This window comes from Cytobacillus sp. SAFR-174, assembly GCF_051964675.1.
In the GTDB taxonomy this organism is placed as follows: domain Bacteria; phylum Bacillota; class Bacilli; order Bacillales; family Cytobacillaceae; genus Cytobacillus.
Window position 1 is genome coordinate 168,605 of the sequence record NZ_JBQCMZ010000005.1, and the last position, 16,976, is coordinate 185,580.

Here is a 16,976-nt window from a genome sequence, read left to right on the forward strand (position 1 = left end):
AACAATCAGCGGGGGAAAGTTTCCGATGATTGAGCTTTCACTTTATCAGAAAACAAAGCGGGGGATAAAATAGTGTATTCAATTATTAAAAGAAAATGGCTTGTCATTGTCGTCTGGATCGCAGTGGCTGCCGGCTTGTTTATGGCAGCACCAAACATGACAGATCTGGTCCGTGATAAAGGGCAGATTACTGTGCCTGAAGAATATTCATCCACACTTGCCGGGGATATCATGCAAGAAGTGCAGAAACAGGAAGGCGGCGGGGACGAGACCCAGATCGCACTTGTTTTTCATAATGATAAAAAGCTCACAGGAGAAGAAATCAAAGAAGCGGAGAAAGCTATCCGCATTCTTGAAGACAGAAGCAGCGAATTGGGCATTACAGAAGTTCTTAGCCATTTTAATGAAGAAAGCTTGAAAGACCAGCTTGTTTCAGAGGATGGCAAGTCGATTCTAGCTTCTGTCAACGTAAGCTGGAACGACCGAGAGCCAGCTGAACTTAGTGAAGAGCTTTATTCAGCTATTGATGATGCAAAGGTAGATCATTATTATACGAGTGAATGGCTGATCAATGAAGATCTTATGAACAGTTCGCAGGAAGGGCTGAAAAAGACGGAAGGAATCACAGTTGTCTTTATTCTAGTCGTTTTGCTGCTGGTATTCCGATCAGTGGTTGCGCCAATTATTCCGCTCCTGACAGTGGGATTCACTTATCTTGCTTCACAATCCATTGTGGCATTTTTAGTGGATAGACTTGATTTTCCAATTTCGAACTATACCCAGATTTTCCTTGTAGCGATTCTGTTTGGGATTGGAACAGACTATTGTATCCTGCTGCTTAGCCGTTTTAAAGAAGAACTTTCCTATAACGAAAGCACAGCAGACGCCATTGTGGCAACATATCGAAATGCGGGGCGCACAGTATTTTTCAGCGGCCTTGCTGTTATGATTGGCTTTGCGGCAATTGGCTTCTCACAGTTTATTCTCTACCAGTCAGCTGCAGCTGTTGCTATTGGTGTAGCCATTCTCTTAATTGCTTTATTTACCATTGTGCCATTCTTTATGGCAGTGCTGGGACAGAAAATTTTTTGGCCTTCGAAAAAGAGTGCCGAGCATGGGGAAAGCAAGCTATGGGGTACGGTCGGCCGATTCTCGCTGGCGCGTCCATTCCTGGCATTGCTTATCGTGGCAGCTGTTTGTGTGCCATTCCTGGTAACATATGACGGAGAACTTTCCTACAACTCCCTTGAGGAAATCGGCGGAGATGTTAATTCCATTAAGGCGTTTAATGCAATAGCTGACAGCTTTGGGCCGGGAGAATCCATGCCAACGCAGATCGTTTTGAAAAACGATGAGGAAATGGATTCAGCAGAATATGTAGGCCTGGCTGAGAAAATCAGCCGAGAGGTTGAAAAAGTAGATTTAGTGGACACGGTTCGCTCTGTTACAAGACCAACTGGTGAGCCCATTGAAGACTTCTTTGTTGCCAAACAAGCTGAAACGCTTGAAGAAGGCCTCGGGGAAGGGAAAAATGGACTGAACAAAATTTCGGATGGCTTGAATGAAGCAAGCAGCGAACTATCCAAATCAGAACCTGAGTTGCAGGATGCCACAAAAGGAATTAATGATTTGATTTCCGGCACCAATGAAATCAAGTCGGGTCTAGGTGAAATTCAGACGAACCTGGCAAAAATCGAAGATGGTATACGTCAAGGGTCGGCAGGTTCAGATCAAATTAAAGATGGTTTGGAAAAATCCAAAGCTGGTGCCGAAGAGCTTCTTGCCGGTTATCAACAGCTGCTAGTTGGGTATCAGTCAGCAGAAGAGGCCATTCCTTCCTTAATGGCGGGCTATACAGAAATCCAGACGAATTTAAATCAGCTATCGGATGGCATTAAACAGGCGAATGATGCACTGTTTGGCTATGTTGAAACCAAGGACCCTGAGCTGGCCCAAGACCCTCAATATCAAGCAATCAAAGGTCAAGTAGCTGGCCTGCAGCAGCAGCTTCCAAAAGTTTCAGAGGGTATCAATGCTGCTAATAGGGGCTTAACACAGCTGCAAAACGGCTTGGCAAAAGCAAATAAAAACTTCGGAACCGCCATATCCGGCCAAAAGGAATTAGCTTCGGGACTCCAGCAGCTGATCGATGGAATCGAAGCCCAGCAGGCAGGACTTAATCAGCTTGCAGACGGCCAGGGACAAATTGTTAATAATTTTCCAAAGCTGACAAATGGTTTAGCCGGAATCAATGGCGGGCAGGAACAGCTTCTTGCCGGATTTGGCGATCTTGGCGGACAAATCAGCCAGCTGACAGATGGCCTTGGCCAGAGTGCAGATGGGCTTGAGCAGGTATCTGAAGGACTCGGTTCTGCACAGAATTACCTGGCAGGTCTTTCAAACTCAGATAATATGGATGGTTTCTATCTGCCGCCTGAAGTTTTGGAGGATGAAGAGTTTGCCCAGGTGTTTGATGTCTATTTGTCTGAGGACCGTAAAGTCATGACAATGGATGTTGTGCTTGAAGCAAATCCTTATTCTAATGAAGCCATTAACCAGGTAGATGAAATTAAGGAAGCTGTGGAAAGAGCGACAAAGGGGACTAAGCTTGAAAATGCGATTGTCGCAGTAGGCGGGATTACAAGTACCAATGCTGATTTAAGCACAATGTCTGATCAGGATTATTCCCGTACAGTCGTATTGATGCTGCTGGGCATTTCCATCATCCTTGTGTTCCTTTTCAGGTCTATCATCATGCCAATCTATTTAATTGGTTCATTGATTCTGACCTACTATACAAGTATGGCAATGAACGAAGCGATTTTTGTGAATCTGCTTGGGTATACAGGCATCAGCTGGGCGGTTCCATTCTTTGCTTTCGTTATTCTCGTTGCGCTTGGGGTTGACTACAGCATTTTCTTAATGGACCGATTTAATGAATATCGTGACCTTTCAATCGCAGATGCAATGCTGTTATCCATGAAAAAGATGGGTACTGTTATTATTTCAGCTGCTGTAATCCTGGGCGGAACATTCGCTGCTATGATGCCGTCCGGAATGCTGTCGCTATTGCAGATCGCGTCCATCGTTCTGATCGGATTGATGCTTTACGCACTGGTCGTGCTTCCGCTATTTATACCGGTCATGGTCAAAAACTTCGGTCAGGCAAACTGGTGGCCGTTTAAAAGAAATGCAAATTAATTTAAGTGGAGACTGTCTTTATGGCAGTCTTTTTTTGATGGTTAATTTCAAGCAGAAGCAGAAAGCCCCAATTATGCATTGAGGCTTTCTGCTAAACCTTATGGATTTGTCGACCACATGCCGGCTGTTTTCACAAACACCCGAGGGTTCAATTTCAGTTGTGCTACCATGAATTCTGCCAGATCTTCCGGCTGCATGACTTTTTCAGGGTTGCCGTCAGTCAGGTTTGTTTCAATCGCAAGGTCAGTGGCAACCGTACTTGGAGTCAACGCGCTAACTCGAATATTGTGTTTTCTAACTTCAAGCATCAGGGACTCTGTTAAGCCTAAAACGGCAAATTTGGATGCGCTGTATGCACTGGTGACAGGCGCACCTTTTTGGCCTGCTGTGGATGCAATGTTGATAATATCTCCGGACTTCTGTTCAATCATTTCAGGAAGAACCGCTCTTGTAACATTATAAACACCCATCAAGTTGACCTTAATGATGCTTTCCCACTCAGCGGGAGAAAGCTCCAGGAATCCTCCAAACTTGGCGATTCCGGCATTGTTAATCAGGATATCCACAGAGCCAAGGTCTGACTTAATATGCTCGACTGCATGAGTAACAGCTTCGAGGTCGGCAACATCGGCTGCTGCAGCAGATACATTCACATCGTACTGGCTAAGTTCATCCGCCACTTTTTCCAGATTTTCAATCGTGCGGCCAAGCAAACCAATATGGACGCCTTCTTTTGCGAGCGCTATGGCTGCTGCACGGCCGATTCCTCTGCCTGCTCCCGTGATGAGAGCTGTTTTGCCTTTTAATGTATGCATCGTTTTTCCTCCTCTAAAAAAATCATTCATATACTACCAGAAAGGAGGTGAATTTCCTAATAAACCGCTTGCGCAGCTGACACGTTTGAGGAAGCTGCAGACATTATGATAAGATCACTTCAATGAAAGGGGAGTTCTCATGAAGCTCAGTGTATTGGATCAATCAGTCGTGGCGAAAGGGGATACTGCCGCTGAAACTTTTCGTAAAACAGTCAAGCTAGCTCAAATGGCAGAACAGCTTGGCTACACTCGTTTTTGGGTGGCTGAGCATCATAATTCGAATGGAATGGCTGGCTCCTCACCGGAAATTCTTATCTCACATATTGCATCAAGCACCAGCGAAATCAGGGTTGGTTCAGGCGGTGTACTTTTGCCGCAATACAGTCCTTATAAAATTGCCGAAAATTTTAATGTTCTCCAGACATTATTTCCTGGAAGAATCGATTTGGGCGTTGGGAGGTCCCCCGGAGGATCCGCATCCACCCGGCTTGCCCTGACAGATGGCGTAAGGAAAAGTCTGAATGAATTTCCGAGACAGCTTAGGGATTTGCAGGGGTTTTTGAACAAGGAGCTTCCAGAAGGACATCCTTATCAGCAAGTCAAAGCTTTTCCAGAGGCTGAAGACCCTGCACTATTGTGGCTTCTTGGAATCACACATCGCGGAGCAAGGCTGGCTGCGGAAGCGGGAGCTGCCTTTACGTATGGGCACTTTATCAATCCTGCCAATGGAAAGAGAGTAATGGATACATATTTCAGTCAATTCCAGCCTTCAGCAGCTTTGTCTGAACCGAAAGCAAATGTGTGTATTTTTATTGTATGCGCACAGACACAGGAAGAGGCTGAAAAGCTGGCATTGAGCCAGGATATGTGGCTTCTGGCAGTTGAAAAAGGGAGGGATACTAGATTAATCCCAAGCACAGAATCTGAAAGTATCCAGCTCACACATGCGGAAAAAAAGAAAATAGCTGAAAACCGCAAAAGAATGCTGGTTGGTACTCCCCGAAAAATAAAAGAAGAATTGCAGCTGCTCAGCGAAATCTACGCAACAGATGAGTTTATGATCATCACCAATATCCATGATTTTCAGGGCAAGCTAAATTCATACACAATGCTGGCTGAAGCTTTCGGATTAAGTTGAGTATTTGTAATCCACAATTAATCCAGCGGTTGAGGATTAACTTCCCGCTGTTTCAAAATGTGAATAACTAATTCATTGATTTTTTGAATTTTTCAGAAGTATCCACAATTAAAGTTGTTTTTTGCCCGTTTCATCCACACAGCGTGGATAATTCATGGAGAAAATAGAGTTATCCACATAGGTAATCATAACCGGGATAAAAAGTTATCCCCATTCATGGCCGTCTTTTTATTTTTCCACATAAGTAATTGCCTGTCTTCCTATCTGTTCCCATCCGGCAATGAACCTCTCCTTATCCTCATTCAGCATCAAAAAAAGCCCGGTTTCCCGGACTTAATTAATTTCGGCTTTCCCGCTGGATACAGAGATGCGGATGTCGTGTTCACCTGATCCATGTTTGCCTGAAATATCATTTTTATCCCGCTCTTCATCATCCAATTCGAAAGTGCTGCTGATATGGCCGCTGCTTGCTTTGCCTTTTAAGATGAAGTCTGCATCATCAGGCAAGTCAAGGCGGACAAAGCCTGAACTGGCTTCCACTTTAATAGAGTCAATCAGCTTGCCGACCATTATATCGAGATGTCCAGATGAGACCCCGGCGTCAAGCTTGCCCTGGTAGTTGCGGATCTTCACTTTGCCTGAACTCATATCTATTTCGCCTGATCGGGCAAATAAGTGATTGGCATCCATCATTCCCGAGGAGCCTTCATGCTCAAATTCATCCGTCTTAATGTTGGCCAGGCTGACTTTTCCCGAGCTCATATTAACATCCAGGCTCTCAAGCTCGAAAGGCTTGCTCTCAGATTCACCGGCGAAATTCAAACGGCCGGAACCGATGTCAATGGACATGGATTTATTGAAATCTTCAGGAACGTAAACTTTCAGATTGCTTTTGTTATTGAAAAACTGAAAGCCATCCAGCCACTTTCTTTTATATTCTACACGAATTTCGTTTCCAGACTTATTTACGGTCACTTTGCCTTTACCGTCAAGCTCCGCTCTGACATCATTTCTATTTTCAGGAATAATGACTGTATCTGAGCTTGATACATCTATGCTGATAGTATTTATCCTCTTGCTGAGAGAAGCTTCGGTACTGTTGCCTCCAAAGCTGAGCCAGCTGTTCACGCCGGTAAAGAGCAAATAGAAACTGATTAAAATAATAAATATTACAAGTATCCTTTTCAAAGTGATTCCCCTGCTTTCATTCTATAGATTTCTTAAGTATATCTTACAAAAGGCGAAGTCTTTGCGCATTGAGCCGCAGCTTTATTTCCTGCTAGGACTTGAGGCGTATGGGATATAGGATTACGCTTTTTCGTCTGGCGGGGAAGTGGAAACTGAGTGTATTCAGAACAGCAGAAATTCCAGAGAGAAGCTCTGTCTATATTTACTCTCTAGAATGAATTCTCTTTTCACTGCTAATACCTTATTATAAAAGGAAAAAACAGGAGAATCTATGAAAACAACAACTGTTAATGGAAAAACAATTAATGTGGGTTTGACTGAGGTATGTGAAATAAAGCAGACTGCTGCTGAACTGAAAAAAATTAAATCGCATTTAAAGATTGTACCGCTCTCAAAAGATTACGAAACTGCTGCAAAAGAATTAATATTGAATGGATTCCAGGAACGCTTCGGGTTTATTGACCATTCCTTAAATCCTGATTTGTACTGCCTTATAGAAACATATAACGCTGAAGGTGCCCTTTTTTTGGCTGGTTTAATTGATAATGAACTGGTGTGTACAGGTGCAATTACCCATGAAGGCAATGGGGAGTGCAGGCTGCAGCGAATGTCTGTAAAAAAGGAATTCCGGGGTCATGGCCTTGCCGGAATGATGGTACGGAAACTGGAGGATCATGCCAAAGCAGCCGGTTACATAAAAATTGTCCTGGAAACAAATATTGCCTGGGATAGTGCGGTAAACCTCTATAAACGCTGCGGATATAAGGAGTTTAAAGTGGAAGATGAGATGATCCATCTATACAAAGAAATTTAGCGGATTTGCCTAAGGGCAAGTCCGATTTTTTTTTAAAAAAAAGCATGCATATGAAGTGAGATGTTACATAATGTATGTTATAATGTATTTATGTTACATTAACAACCGATAAAGACAGTGGAAGCTGCAAAAGATACTCGTATACGGGAAACAAAGCCAGCGACTCACTGTCACTTCTTTCTAATAGCAGCTCTGCGCCATGCTAGATCCGCAATGAGCTGCTGTCATCATCTCTCCTGGCATTATCCTGTTCCTGGTGCAATAAAAAGTAATCCTCAACAAAGAAAAAACATTTTTTATAACCTATATCCTTTGATTAAATCTGAATAAAGAAGGTGATCGTATTGGCTGAATTTATTTGGCACACAGATGCACTTATCCTGCTGGCTGCTATTCTTTTTATTATTGGAGTAATGACAACTAAATTTTCTGCACGGCTTGGCGTCCCAGCTCTTGTTCTGTTTATCGCGGTCGGAATGGGATTGGGGCAATTCATTTATTTTGATAATGCGAGAATTGCGCAGATGATTGGGGTTTTAGCCTTTATCATTATTTTGTTTGAAGGCGGACTGCAGACGAACTGGAAAACAGCTCGGACGGTCATTGTACCCTCTTTATCATTGGCAACCTTAGGTGTTGTGATTACCACCGGACTTGTTGCTGTGGCAGCAAAGTTTATTCTCGGTGTAGATTGGCCTGTCGCAGTGCTATTTGGTGCGATTGTCGGTTCAACTGATGCAGCTGCCGTTTTTGCTGTTTTAAAAGGGCAAAATATACAGCCCAGGATTTCCGCAACACTGGAAGCCGAGTCCGGCTCCAATGATCCCATGGCAGTGTTCCTGACAGTTGCCATGATTGAGCTGATCATGACTCCCGGCTCCGGCATTTTCGCACTTGTTGGTTCCTTCTTTATCCAAATGGGAGTGGGAGCAATAGCCGGTCTGTTGTTTGGCAAGTTCGCAATATGGTCATTGAATAAAATTAACTTGGATTCAAGCGGCCTTTATCCTGTGTTTGCAACTGGTTTTGCCATGCTGACATATGGAATAACAGCTTATCTGGGAGGCAGCGGCCTTCTTGCTGTATATGTGGCCGGTATTATGATTGGCAACGCAGACATTGCCTATCGCCACTCTGTTTTCCGTTTTACGGAAGGTTTTGCCTGGATGATGCAAATTGCGATGTTCGTTATTTTAGGCCTTCTGGTCTTTCCGAATGAACTTTTCCAATCTGACATTTTGCTAAAAGGCCTGGCTCTTTCAGCACTTCTCATATTTGTTGCCAGACCTGCTGCTGTTTTTCTAACCACCATTAAAATGGGCTTTTCGATGAAAGAATTGATCTTCTTATCCTGGGCAGGATTAAAAGGGGCTGTGCCAATTGTGCTGGCCACTTTTCCGCTGCTATCCGGCGTGGAAGGAAGTCACGAAATTTTCAATGTTGTCTTTTTCGTTGTCCTGACCAGCGCTCTTATCCAGGGATCAACCATAACATTGTTAGCTGAAAAGCTCGGTCTGACTGGGCCTGAGAAGGCTACTCCGATGCATTCCCTGGAATTGGTTTCCCTTGGGAAAGCAGATGCTGAAATGATTGAATTCGAAATCGAAGAAGATGCATTCATTATCGGGCAAAATCTGATGGAGATCCCTTTTCCTGAAGGAGCACTCGTCAATGCAATCATTCGTAAAGATGAGTTAATTACTCCAACAGGCAACACCCAGATTGAGGAGGGAGATTTTCTTTACATCCTTACTAAGAGAAAATATAAAAGAGAGCTAAAGCTGCTGCTGAAAAAGAAAAAACCAGCTGAAACTCTGGTTGAAGCAGAGGCGTAGTCAAATAGGGAACCAGTGTGGAGAAGATCTGCACTGGCTTTTTGCATTTTCACGGATAAGCAAGTTAGATAACGGAAAAAATCAAAATTTCGAGGTTATCTTCCATTTTTCACGAAAAAATTTTTTGTGGAGCTGTGAATGTCCAAACTATTAGACATCCTCACATCTGAAATGCTACCATAAGAACAGTTTCGGCCCATAAGGTGGCAGGATGAAAAATAAAATAAAGGAAATACGAAAAAAGCTGGGAATAACTCAGAAAAGGCTCGCTCAAGAATGCAGTGTGGCCAGGCAGACAATTAACTGCATAGAAAATAATAAATATAATCCCACATTGGAGCTTGCTTTTAAAATATCTAAAACACTAAAAGTAAAGGTAGATGAATTGTTTATTTATGAGTAAATTTAATGCTGATACAATCATTACGATGAAGGATATTGTACGTGAGGGTGATCCGATCCTGCGTGAAGTTACAAAAGAAGTCACAATGCCTTTGACTGAAGAAGATCGCGGAACGCTGATTGCGATGATGCAGTATTTGAAGAACAGCCAGGACCCTGCACCTGCAAAGAAATATGGCTTGCGTCCGGGCATTGGGCTATCCGCCAACCAAATTGGCCTGAACAAGCGCATGTTTACAGCTTATTTTACCAATGAAAAAGGTGAGCCACAGGAACATTATGTAATTAACCCAAAAATTATCAGCCACTCTGTCGGTGTCATTTTTCTTCCGGAGGGTGAAGGCTGCCTGTCTGTAGACCGTGATGTAAAAGGGTATGTGCCCCGTTATGAGCGCATTAAGGTAAAAGCATATAATCTTGATGGCGAGGAAGTGACACTCCGGTTTAAGGGGATTCCGTCTATCATCATGCAGCATGAGATCGACCACCTGAACGGAATTATGTTTTATGATCGAATTGATAAAAACGACCCGTTCAAAGTTCCGGAAAACTCAGTTATGGATAGTTTTTAATATTGAAAACCGGCTCCCAACAGGAAGCCGGTTTTCTCTTAATCCAAATCAGTCTTATCTTTTTGGTCCTTATTCCTCTTGTTGCCCTTGCTGTTATCACCGCTGATCGGGGATTGATTCCCTCTTGGTGAATTTTGATTATTACTGCCTTTGTTGAACTTCTTTGTCATGGCGATTCTCCTTTCTTTGATTGCTACCTTATTTTTTCTGAATTACTTCCTTTTTATCCGGACCGGCCTTCATGTTTCCTTTTAAATTGCATATACATTTACAAGGATTATTTTGGGGGGATTTGGATGAATGAAATAGGTTTGACACCGTGGGAGGAGCATGCTTTTTGGCTGGAGATTCTTGAAGATCATGCGATTTTTGTCAGGGACCATCTTTCTCCGGCTGAAGGCAAGTATGTAAAAAGAGCGGATGATTACAGACAAGCCTTCCGGGATCTCAGGATTAGGCTTAACGAATTATCCCCATCTGTACAGGCAGAATCCCGGGAGGCTGTTGCAATGGTGATGGAGATATGGCCAATTGCAAATGGCTATTTTCAATTTGAAGGAAAAATTCAGAACCTTAGAATCAAAAACATGATCAATATTAATCTTTCGCCCACGTATTTTAACGGCACATTAAGTGAGAATCAGGAATATCTGAGGCTTCTTTTTTATTATGCAAAAGGGCTTACAGCTCCGCCGCAATCTCTTTTTGATCTGCTGGATTTGTGGCTCGAGGACCAGCTGGGGCATATTATTCTTTTGAGGAATTCAATTGATCCAATTGAGGTTTTTGTAGAGGAACAGGCTCAAATTTATACGAGGATTTTTCAGGGGTTCCTCGTGCAGAACCGCCATATGAAGGGGTATCTCCGATTCACGGAGCCGGGGTTTCCGCGCCAGCAGGAAATGGCGAGGGACGTGGGAGCTGCTGTCATTGAAATGAATGAATATATTAAAGGTATAGTCCAAAAATATGCCGGCAAAAGAATTCTCAATAAAACGACTCTGAGATTTCTCGAGCATCATTTCCCGGAAGCCTGCTATTTAATTAAAAAGCTCAGTTATTATGCTCCCGAGCTGGCGGGAGAAGCTTCAAAATGTTCTTTAAAAAAACCGTCTTATGGATAATATCTAGTGGAACCCTCTCTTAAAAAGGCGGGTTATTTTTTGTATTGGCGGGCAAATAGGCAATTTTGCAAAAAAAATGCTTCCTTGAAAGGAAGCTGAAAAAAGGGGGATTTACACTTGTAGGATTAGTATGCCCGGACAAAAAAATTATTATTCATATTTTCTAAAAAAGTTTTGATTCAAACTTTTGGTTCCCTTGTGCCCCAGGTTTATTCCATGGTATTCGTGCTATACTGAAAATAGAATCCGGTGGAGAGGTGTTAAAATGAAGGAAAATATTTTAATTTGTGTAAGCAATCCCAATCATGCGGAAAGACTGGCCCAGAGAGGAAAAAAACTGAAGGAAGCTTTTCAGGGAGAGGGCTATATACTCTCCGTAGAAAACCGGAAACAGGAAGAGTTTAACTTTAACGAGCTTCAGACAAAATACTTGTTCGAAAGTTTAGCAGAGAAATACGGGCTGGAGATGCTCGCCAAGTATGCCGGGGGCAAAAAAACAGCCAAGGTGATCGCTGATGTGGTACAGGAGTACAAAATTACCCAGATTATTATTGGACAGGCTGTTCAAACCAGGCTGGAGCGGATGGTAAAGCCTTCCCTGGTCAATGAATTATTCCAGCTGCTTGATGGGGTGGATATTCTTGTCGCAGAAGTTTCCAGAAAGGTCTATGATCCTTCTGATGATACTGATAAAGGGCTGCCGGCCCAGATCGTCAAAAAAGGCTCCGATTATCATCTAGTCATTGGAGAAAGTAATGAGAATGGGATAATGGGCATCTTTTTTAAAGAATTATCCTCCGACTTCTCAAATGGTTTTTTTGTTATACAAAGAGAAAATAACCATGAAGTGCTGCGTATTCACCATGGTGTCGTCGATAGTAATATATTGGAAGATAAATAAGAAAGCCGGCCCGCCAGCCGGCTTTTGACATCTTTAAATGAAGTCGTTTACATAATAAACTTTTCCGCTCTCAATCTCCTTATGAAGCAGACCTGCCAATGCGTTTGCCACAGTTTCCGTATCCCTTAGCATTCCTTTCTCCTTATATTCCTGGAATTTCTCCAGATCATGAAATGCTTCCTTTGCTGAAGAGCGAATGGTTCCCTGCATATCTGTGTCCATGACACCTGGACTAAAGGCAATAATCTTATGGCTGCTTCCTGCTGTCTGCAATTCCAGTGCAGCAGTTTCCGTGAACATATTTATTCCGGCCTTGGTGCTGCAGTAAGCACTCCACCCCTGTATGGGCCTTTCTGCAGCGCCTGAAGTAATATTGATAATGATCATTTCACTTGAAACTTCACGCAGCAGGATGTTCGAAATCATCATAGGAGCAATCAAATTAACATGAGCATTTTGAATTAATGCCGCATGATTGAGATTCCCGGCTGTCCCGATTGGATCTATGATCCCTGCGTTGTTAAATACATATACGGTCTCCGGATTTTTTTCCTGCAATAAGGCTGTCAGTTTGCTGAAAACAGTTTCAAGCTCATCCGGTGAGGACAGGTTGCAGAAATATTGAGCGAAGAACACGTTGTTCTCTGCAGCAATTTTTGCCAATTCTGGGTTTTCGGTCCTTGATACAGATATGATTCCTGTTCCTTCAGACATCATTCTCCTCGCAATGGCCGCTCCTAACCCTTTTGATGCGCCTGTTATAATAGCCAATTTCACTTTCATCACTCCTATTTTCTGCTTCATTATCTCCTATTAAAGCAGAAAACAATTATTTTTTCCTGTATCGGCCATTGTGTTCCTGTCTGAATGCCTTCATTTCATCCTCTATTAAATTGATAATGGAGAGGGACATTCCTGAAAACAGGCAGGCAACCGTAATCGTGCTTATGCCAAACAGAAGGTAAAGAAAACAGGTGCTGAAAAAAGTAAACAGGAGACAATAGTGGCATGCGCTAATCTTTCGCATTGACCGGCTCTGCCTTCAAGTAATAATCACTGAATACATCCGCAAAAGCTTTAATGGAGTTATTCAGTTCATCCAGATTATTTTCCACACCTCCGAATTCCAGCAGAAGGGCCCGTTCGGAAAGATCCTGGTTATATATGCCGTTGCCTTCACTTTTTCCTTTCACAATGACCCCCCTGCTAATTCCCTTATATTTTGCTTCCAGTGCCTGGTGGAGCTCCGTAGCCACTTTTAAGTTCTGCTCATAGCTTTTGTGCTCCTTGCCCACGACAAAAAACAGTCGAGCGTATGGCTCCTGGCCAATTAATGCGGTAGTCTTCCCGCGAGGCAGTGAATCCCTGTGGATATCAATCAGGAATTTAACATCTTTATTCTCTGTCATGGCAGTCTGGACAGTTTCTCTGGACATCGCATAGGAATTTTCCCAGTTCCAGCCCTTCTTTTTCAGTTCTGCGGCTATGTTGGTTTTATCATGCTCCGCACCTATGCCTTTTCTAGCCAATTCTTCACTAAGCTTTTTCCCGACAGCAATAATATTCACCTGTTCATTGGGGCTGACGGCCTCATCTGTATTTTTTACATCTTTTAATAATGGAGCAAACGATTCCCAGCTGTGGGAATGGTAAATGAAAACCCCCTTTTCGTCCGGAATTACCGGGGGAGCACCATTTTCCTCACTCTGGCCGTTATTCATAGCCAGTTCTTTTTCTTTTAAAAGAACTTCAAGGGGAGGGGCGGATTCCACTGGCAGGTTGGTGAAATCGGTACCCTCTCCGGCAACGGCAATACTGGTATCAAAAATCGAAAAACCAGGGAGCTCCCGGCCAAGGAACGTTCTAATATCCTGCGGCTGTGTATTGGTTGCCAGCTTAAATAGGGTTCCGGACAGGGAGTAGCTTTCGGCAGGAGCTTCCTTATAAAAATAATGATTCTCAGCTTTTAAAAAGTGAATGAAGAGCTGGCCGGCTTTAATATCCTTTAGCAGCACATTCATATGTGACGAAGAAAAGGCAGCCGGATAAAGCGTAACAGCCCCGGCAAGCGCCATGACTGCACAAATACTGAAAAGCCAGCTGTTTATATAAAAGAAAAGAGAATGGACGCTTAATTTAGAATTCATATCAATCCCTCCACTCTCTAAATATATGACGGATAAGCTGAATTAGAAGATAAGAGAGCCAAAGGGAAATCGGGCTTTTTAACGAATTTATTAAAAGAGTCTATAAAAGGGAGATGACTGAAATGGTACAGCAAGTATTAATGGAAAAAGACGAACATAGAAAATTGGCCATCAGCTTATTCAACAAAGTATGGGACCTGATGGAAAATCCTGATAGAACGGAAGAAGAAAACCTCGAAATGATCCATATGGTACATACATCGCGCTATCATTGGGGAATTGTCGGGCACCCTGTTAACCTTTCAAGGGGAGAGTGGCAGATATCCAGGGTATATACAGTCTTAAACCGGGCTGAACCCGCTCTATTTCATGCTAAAAGAAATCTTGAAATTTGTCTTTCTAACAAAATTGGGGACTTTGATTTGGCATTCGCCTATGAAGCGTTGGCCCGCGCCTATAAAATAGCCGGCGATGAAGAAAATGTACAGCAATATAAAAAGCTTGCTTTCGAGGCTGCCGAAGAGATCGCAAAAGAAGAGGACAAAAAAGTGGTTCTGAATGATCTTGCAACCATTTAGTATAAAATACATAATAAAAAGCAATCCTTTGTACTAAATCTCAAAAGGCCTGAAAGGGCCTTTTATTTTTTGAAAAGATTTCATTGTTTTATCACAAATGGCTTTTATAGTTAGATTATCAAAGAACATTATAGATAAAGAGAGGGACACTAAATTGAAAAAGATATTATTCAGCCTAATGGCGGGATTGCTGGTTCTTGGCGGATGCAGCCAATCTGATGAAGAAAAGCCTGCAAAAAACGACGAAGTGCCGCAGATTATTGAAGCTGTCATCGAGGTGCCTGAAACCATTAATCCTGGTGAGAGGGTGACCCTTGCTGTCACTGTCAAACAAGGCGGGGAGGCCGTAAAAGATGCGGATGAGGTGAAATTTGAAGTCTGGCAGGAAGGACAAAAAGAAAACGGTAAAATGATAGAGGCAAAGCACGGGTCAGAGGGGAAATATACCGCTGAACATGCTTTCGCAGAAGAAGGCCTTTACTATGTTCAGTCCCATGTTACGGCAAGAAGCCAGCATACGATGCCAATGGTTTCGGTACAAGTGGGTGAAGTCAAAGCAGGGGACTCAGAAACGGGGCATGATCAAGAAAATGAAGATGGCCACTCTCACGGCCATGGCGGTGAGGTGTCCATTGAGCTGCAGGCCCCTGACCAAGTCCATGCAAACGAACAAACACAACTATCTGCCCTGGTTGATAATGAAGGGGAACCGCTCGCGGATGCTAAAGTAAAACTTGAAATCTCGCTGAATGGTGAAACACCTCAATGGGTGAATATGTCTGAACCAGAACCGGGCAAATACACTGCCGGCCATCAGTTTACAAATGCAGGCACATACACCATCACGACACATGTCGAAAAAGGCGACGACATTCACGAGCACACAGAAACTGAATTAACGGTGCATTAAATACTTTTCAGCGGGGAGGATTAATTACCCCGCTGATTCTTTTAGTTTACCAGATAAAGTTTTGGCGGGGACTTCGGACACAAAACCCCCGAAAAGCCCGGTGAAAGTCCGAAGTCGGAGCAACTTCAGACACAAACCACAGGATAAAGTCAATTTGAGTCGGAAGTCAGAGCAACTTCAGACACAAGCGGCAGGAACCGGCCAGTTTGAGTCCGAACAGGGTGCAGCTTCAGACTCACCCCCGAAAAAATCTGATGAATGTCCGAACCCCTCCCCGGCCCCCAAGAGCATCATCGATTAAGAGCACCGATGAAACTGGCACAGATACCCCACTCACAGTTTCATGATAATATAGAAGGAGAGATTACAGAAAAGCAGGTGTCAAAGAGATGTCAGATACACATTTGCATTTTAATACGGGGATTGGGGTCCAAAAGCCTAATAGCATTCGGAATAAGGATATCAGCTGCCCTTTTTGTGCAAGGGAGGAGCTGACCGATATCATTGCCGTAGAGGATTCAATTATTTTGCTGAAAAATAAGTTTCCTGTTCTGGAAAACTCCTATCAGACGGTGCTGATTGAAACGGATCAATGTGACGGTGAGCTGTCGGTTTATCCTGAAGAGCATTTGGTCAGGTTAATTTCATTTGGTTTAAAACATTGGCTGCTAATGGAAGAAAGCGGGGAATATGAATCTGTATTATTTTTCAAAAACCATGGGCCATTATCCGGGGGAAGTATCGCCCACCCGCATATGCAGATTGTGGGATTAAAAAATATTGATTACAAGGAAAAAATTCAGGTGCAGGATTTTGAAGGGCTCCTTATTCATGAGGAAAGCGGAACGGTGTTCACTTTATCGACTTCCCCGAGAATCGGCTTTTATGAATTTAATGTGAAGCTTGCCGATCAGGATGATATTCCGTACTTTGCGAAATGCATCCAGACTGCAGCGCATTATATTCTGAATGCCTTCCCTTTTCCAAGTAATAGTTATAACTTGTTTTTCTACAAGCTGGGCAGGGAGATTTACGCGAAAATTGTTCCGCGCTATATTACTACGCCTATTTTCATTGGATACAGCATCCCCCAGGTGCCTAATAATCTCGAGTGGATGAGAGATGATATAAAAGTGAGATATTTTAGCGGAGAGTTTAGAACCGGGTCTTAATGCCTTTTGCATCCGAAAAAAGAGAATCTTAGACTGTGCTGAATATGGCCGTAAATAACTATTCTCAGTAATCGTAAAAATTTGAAATAATAACCATTCGCTTTTAGAAGTTGTGATTTGTCTCTATAAAAAATATAATGAAATATTGTAGCGAGGAATATTGTGAGGTACATATGCTA

Annotated in this window: 16 protein-coding genes; 11 read left to right on the forward strand and 5 right to left on the reverse strand. The window is 43.0% G+C overall.

All coding sequences use genetic code 11. The annotated features are described in order from the left end of the window. Positions 1–72: 72 nt before the first annotated feature. Positions 73–3,201: an MMPL family transporter gene (locus ACTHRG_RS07505; RefSeq protein WP_076258900.1), complete on the forward strand. Its 3,129-nt coding sequence runs from the start codon at positions 73–75 to the stop codon at positions 3,199–3,201. Between the two features lie 98 nt (positions 3,202–3,299). On the opposite strand, the gene ACTHRG_RS07510 is transcribed toward ACTHRG_RS07505, so the two are convergent. After that, complete coding sequence (locus ACTHRG_RS07510; RefSeq protein ID WP_076258898.1) at positions 3,300–4,016, reverse strand: 3-ketoacyl-ACP reductase; 717 nt, start codon at positions 4,014–4,016, stop codon at positions 3,300–3,302. Between the two features lie 139 nt (positions 4,017–4,155). Here ACTHRG_RS07510 and ACTHRG_RS07515 point away from each other — a divergent pair, with 139 nt between their 5' ends. Then, positions 4,156–5,154, forward strand: a complete 999-nt coding sequence (locus ACTHRG_RS07515) for an LLM class flavin-dependent oxidoreductase (protein WP_076258895.1) — start codon at positions 4,156–4,158, stop codon at positions 5,152–5,154. Between the two features lie 333 nt (positions 5,155–5,487). Here the strand turns inward: ACTHRG_RS07515 and liaG are convergent, their stop codons facing one another. Then, positions 5,488–6,342 carry a LiaG family protein gene (gene liaG, locus ACTHRG_RS07520; RefSeq protein WP_440230947.1) on the reverse strand — a complete coding sequence of 285 codons (855 nt, stop codon included), beginning with the start codon at positions 6,340–6,342 and terminating at the stop codon, positions 5,488–5,490. A 271-nt stretch (positions 6,343–6,613) separates the two neighbouring features. Here liaG and ACTHRG_RS07525 point away from each other — a divergent pair, with 271 nt between their 5' ends. The 4 genes from ACTHRG_RS07525 to def all read left to right on the forward strand — a co-directional run bounded on the left by ACTHRG_RS07525 (position 6,614) and on the right by def (position 9,965). Then, on the forward strand, positions 6,614–7,156 hold the full coding sequence (locus ACTHRG_RS07525; protein WP_076258890.1) for a GNAT family N-acetyltransferase: 543 nt from the start codon (positions 6,614–6,616) through the stop codon (positions 7,154–7,156). A gap of 344 nt (positions 7,157–7,500) precedes the next feature. Continuing rightward, the gene (locus ACTHRG_RS07530) at positions 7,501–8,991 is read left to right on the forward strand and encodes a potassium/proton antiporter (RefSeq protein WP_076258888.1); all 1,491 of its coding nucleotides are present in this window, start codon (positions 7,501–7,503) and stop codon (positions 8,989–8,991) included. A gap of 211 nt (positions 8,992–9,202) precedes the next feature. After that, entirely contained in the window at positions 9,203–9,394 is a 192-nt protein-coding gene (locus tag ACTHRG_RS07535) for a helix-turn-helix transcriptional regulator (RefSeq protein ID WP_076258886.1), read from the forward strand. Then, positions 9,387–9,965, forward strand: coding sequence for a peptide deformylase (gene def, locus ACTHRG_RS07540; protein ID WP_076258883.1), 579 nt, complete (start codon positions 9,387–9,389; stop codon positions 9,963–9,965). Before ACTHRG_RS07535 ends, def begins: the two co-directional genes overlap by 8 nt. 38 nt (positions 9,966–10,003) lie before the next feature. On the opposite strand, the gene ACTHRG_RS07545 is transcribed toward def, so the two are convergent. Next, positions 10,004–10,135 (reverse strand): hypothetical protein, encoded by a 132-nt coding sequence (locus ACTHRG_RS07545; RefSeq protein WP_258751946.1) that lies wholly within the window; start codon positions 10,133–10,135, stop codon positions 10,004–10,006. A gap of 126 nt (positions 10,136–10,261) precedes the next feature. On the opposite strand from ACTHRG_RS07545, the gene ACTHRG_RS07550 reads away from it, so the two are divergent. Further along, on the forward strand, positions 10,262–11,089 hold the full coding sequence (locus ACTHRG_RS07550) for a DUF2935 domain-containing protein (RefSeq protein WP_076258880.1): 828 nt from the start codon (positions 10,262–10,264) through the stop codon (positions 11,087–11,089). A gap of 265 nt (positions 11,090–11,354) precedes the next feature. Then, positions 11,355–11,990: a histidine kinase gene (locus ACTHRG_RS07555; protein WP_076258878.1), complete on the forward strand. Its 636-nt coding sequence runs from the start codon at positions 11,355–11,357 to the stop codon at positions 11,988–11,990. A gap of 33 nt (positions 11,991–12,023) precedes the next feature. On the opposite strand, the gene ACTHRG_RS07560 is transcribed toward ACTHRG_RS07555, so the two are convergent. Continuing rightward, entirely contained in the window at positions 12,024–12,794 is a 771-nt protein-coding gene (locus ACTHRG_RS07560; RefSeq protein ID WP_286148621.1) for a (S)-benzoin forming benzil reductase, read from the reverse strand. Between the two features lie 209 nt (positions 12,795–13,003). Continuing rightward, positions 13,004–14,137: a stage II sporulation protein P gene (spoIIP, locus tag ACTHRG_RS07565; RefSeq protein WP_440230948.1), complete on the reverse strand. Its 1,134-nt coding sequence runs from the start codon at positions 14,135–14,137 to the stop codon at positions 13,004–13,006. A 122-nt stretch (positions 14,138–14,259) separates the two neighbouring features. On the opposite strand from spoIIP, the gene ACTHRG_RS07570 reads away from it, so the two are divergent. The 3 genes from ACTHRG_RS07570 to ACTHRG_RS07580 all read left to right on the forward strand — a co-directional run bounded on the left by ACTHRG_RS07570 (position 14,260) and on the right by ACTHRG_RS07580 (position 16,797). Beyond that, complete coding sequence (locus ACTHRG_RS07570; protein WP_286148618.1) at positions 14,260–14,715, forward strand: hypothetical protein; 456 nt, start codon at positions 14,260–14,262, stop codon at positions 14,713–14,715. 154 nt (positions 14,716–14,869) lie between these two features. Continuing rightward, the gene (locus ACTHRG_RS07575) at positions 14,870–15,625 is read left to right on the forward strand and encodes a FixH family protein (RefSeq protein WP_286148617.1); all 756 of its coding nucleotides are present in this window, start codon (positions 14,870–14,872) and stop codon (positions 15,623–15,625) included. A gap of 389 nt (positions 15,626–16,014) precedes the next feature. After that, positions 16,015–16,797, forward strand: coding sequence for a DUF4931 domain-containing protein (locus ACTHRG_RS07580; RefSeq protein ID WP_440230949.1), 783 nt, complete (start codon positions 16,015–16,017; stop codon positions 16,795–16,797). The last annotated feature ends 179 nt before the right edge of the window (positions 16,798–16,976 follow it).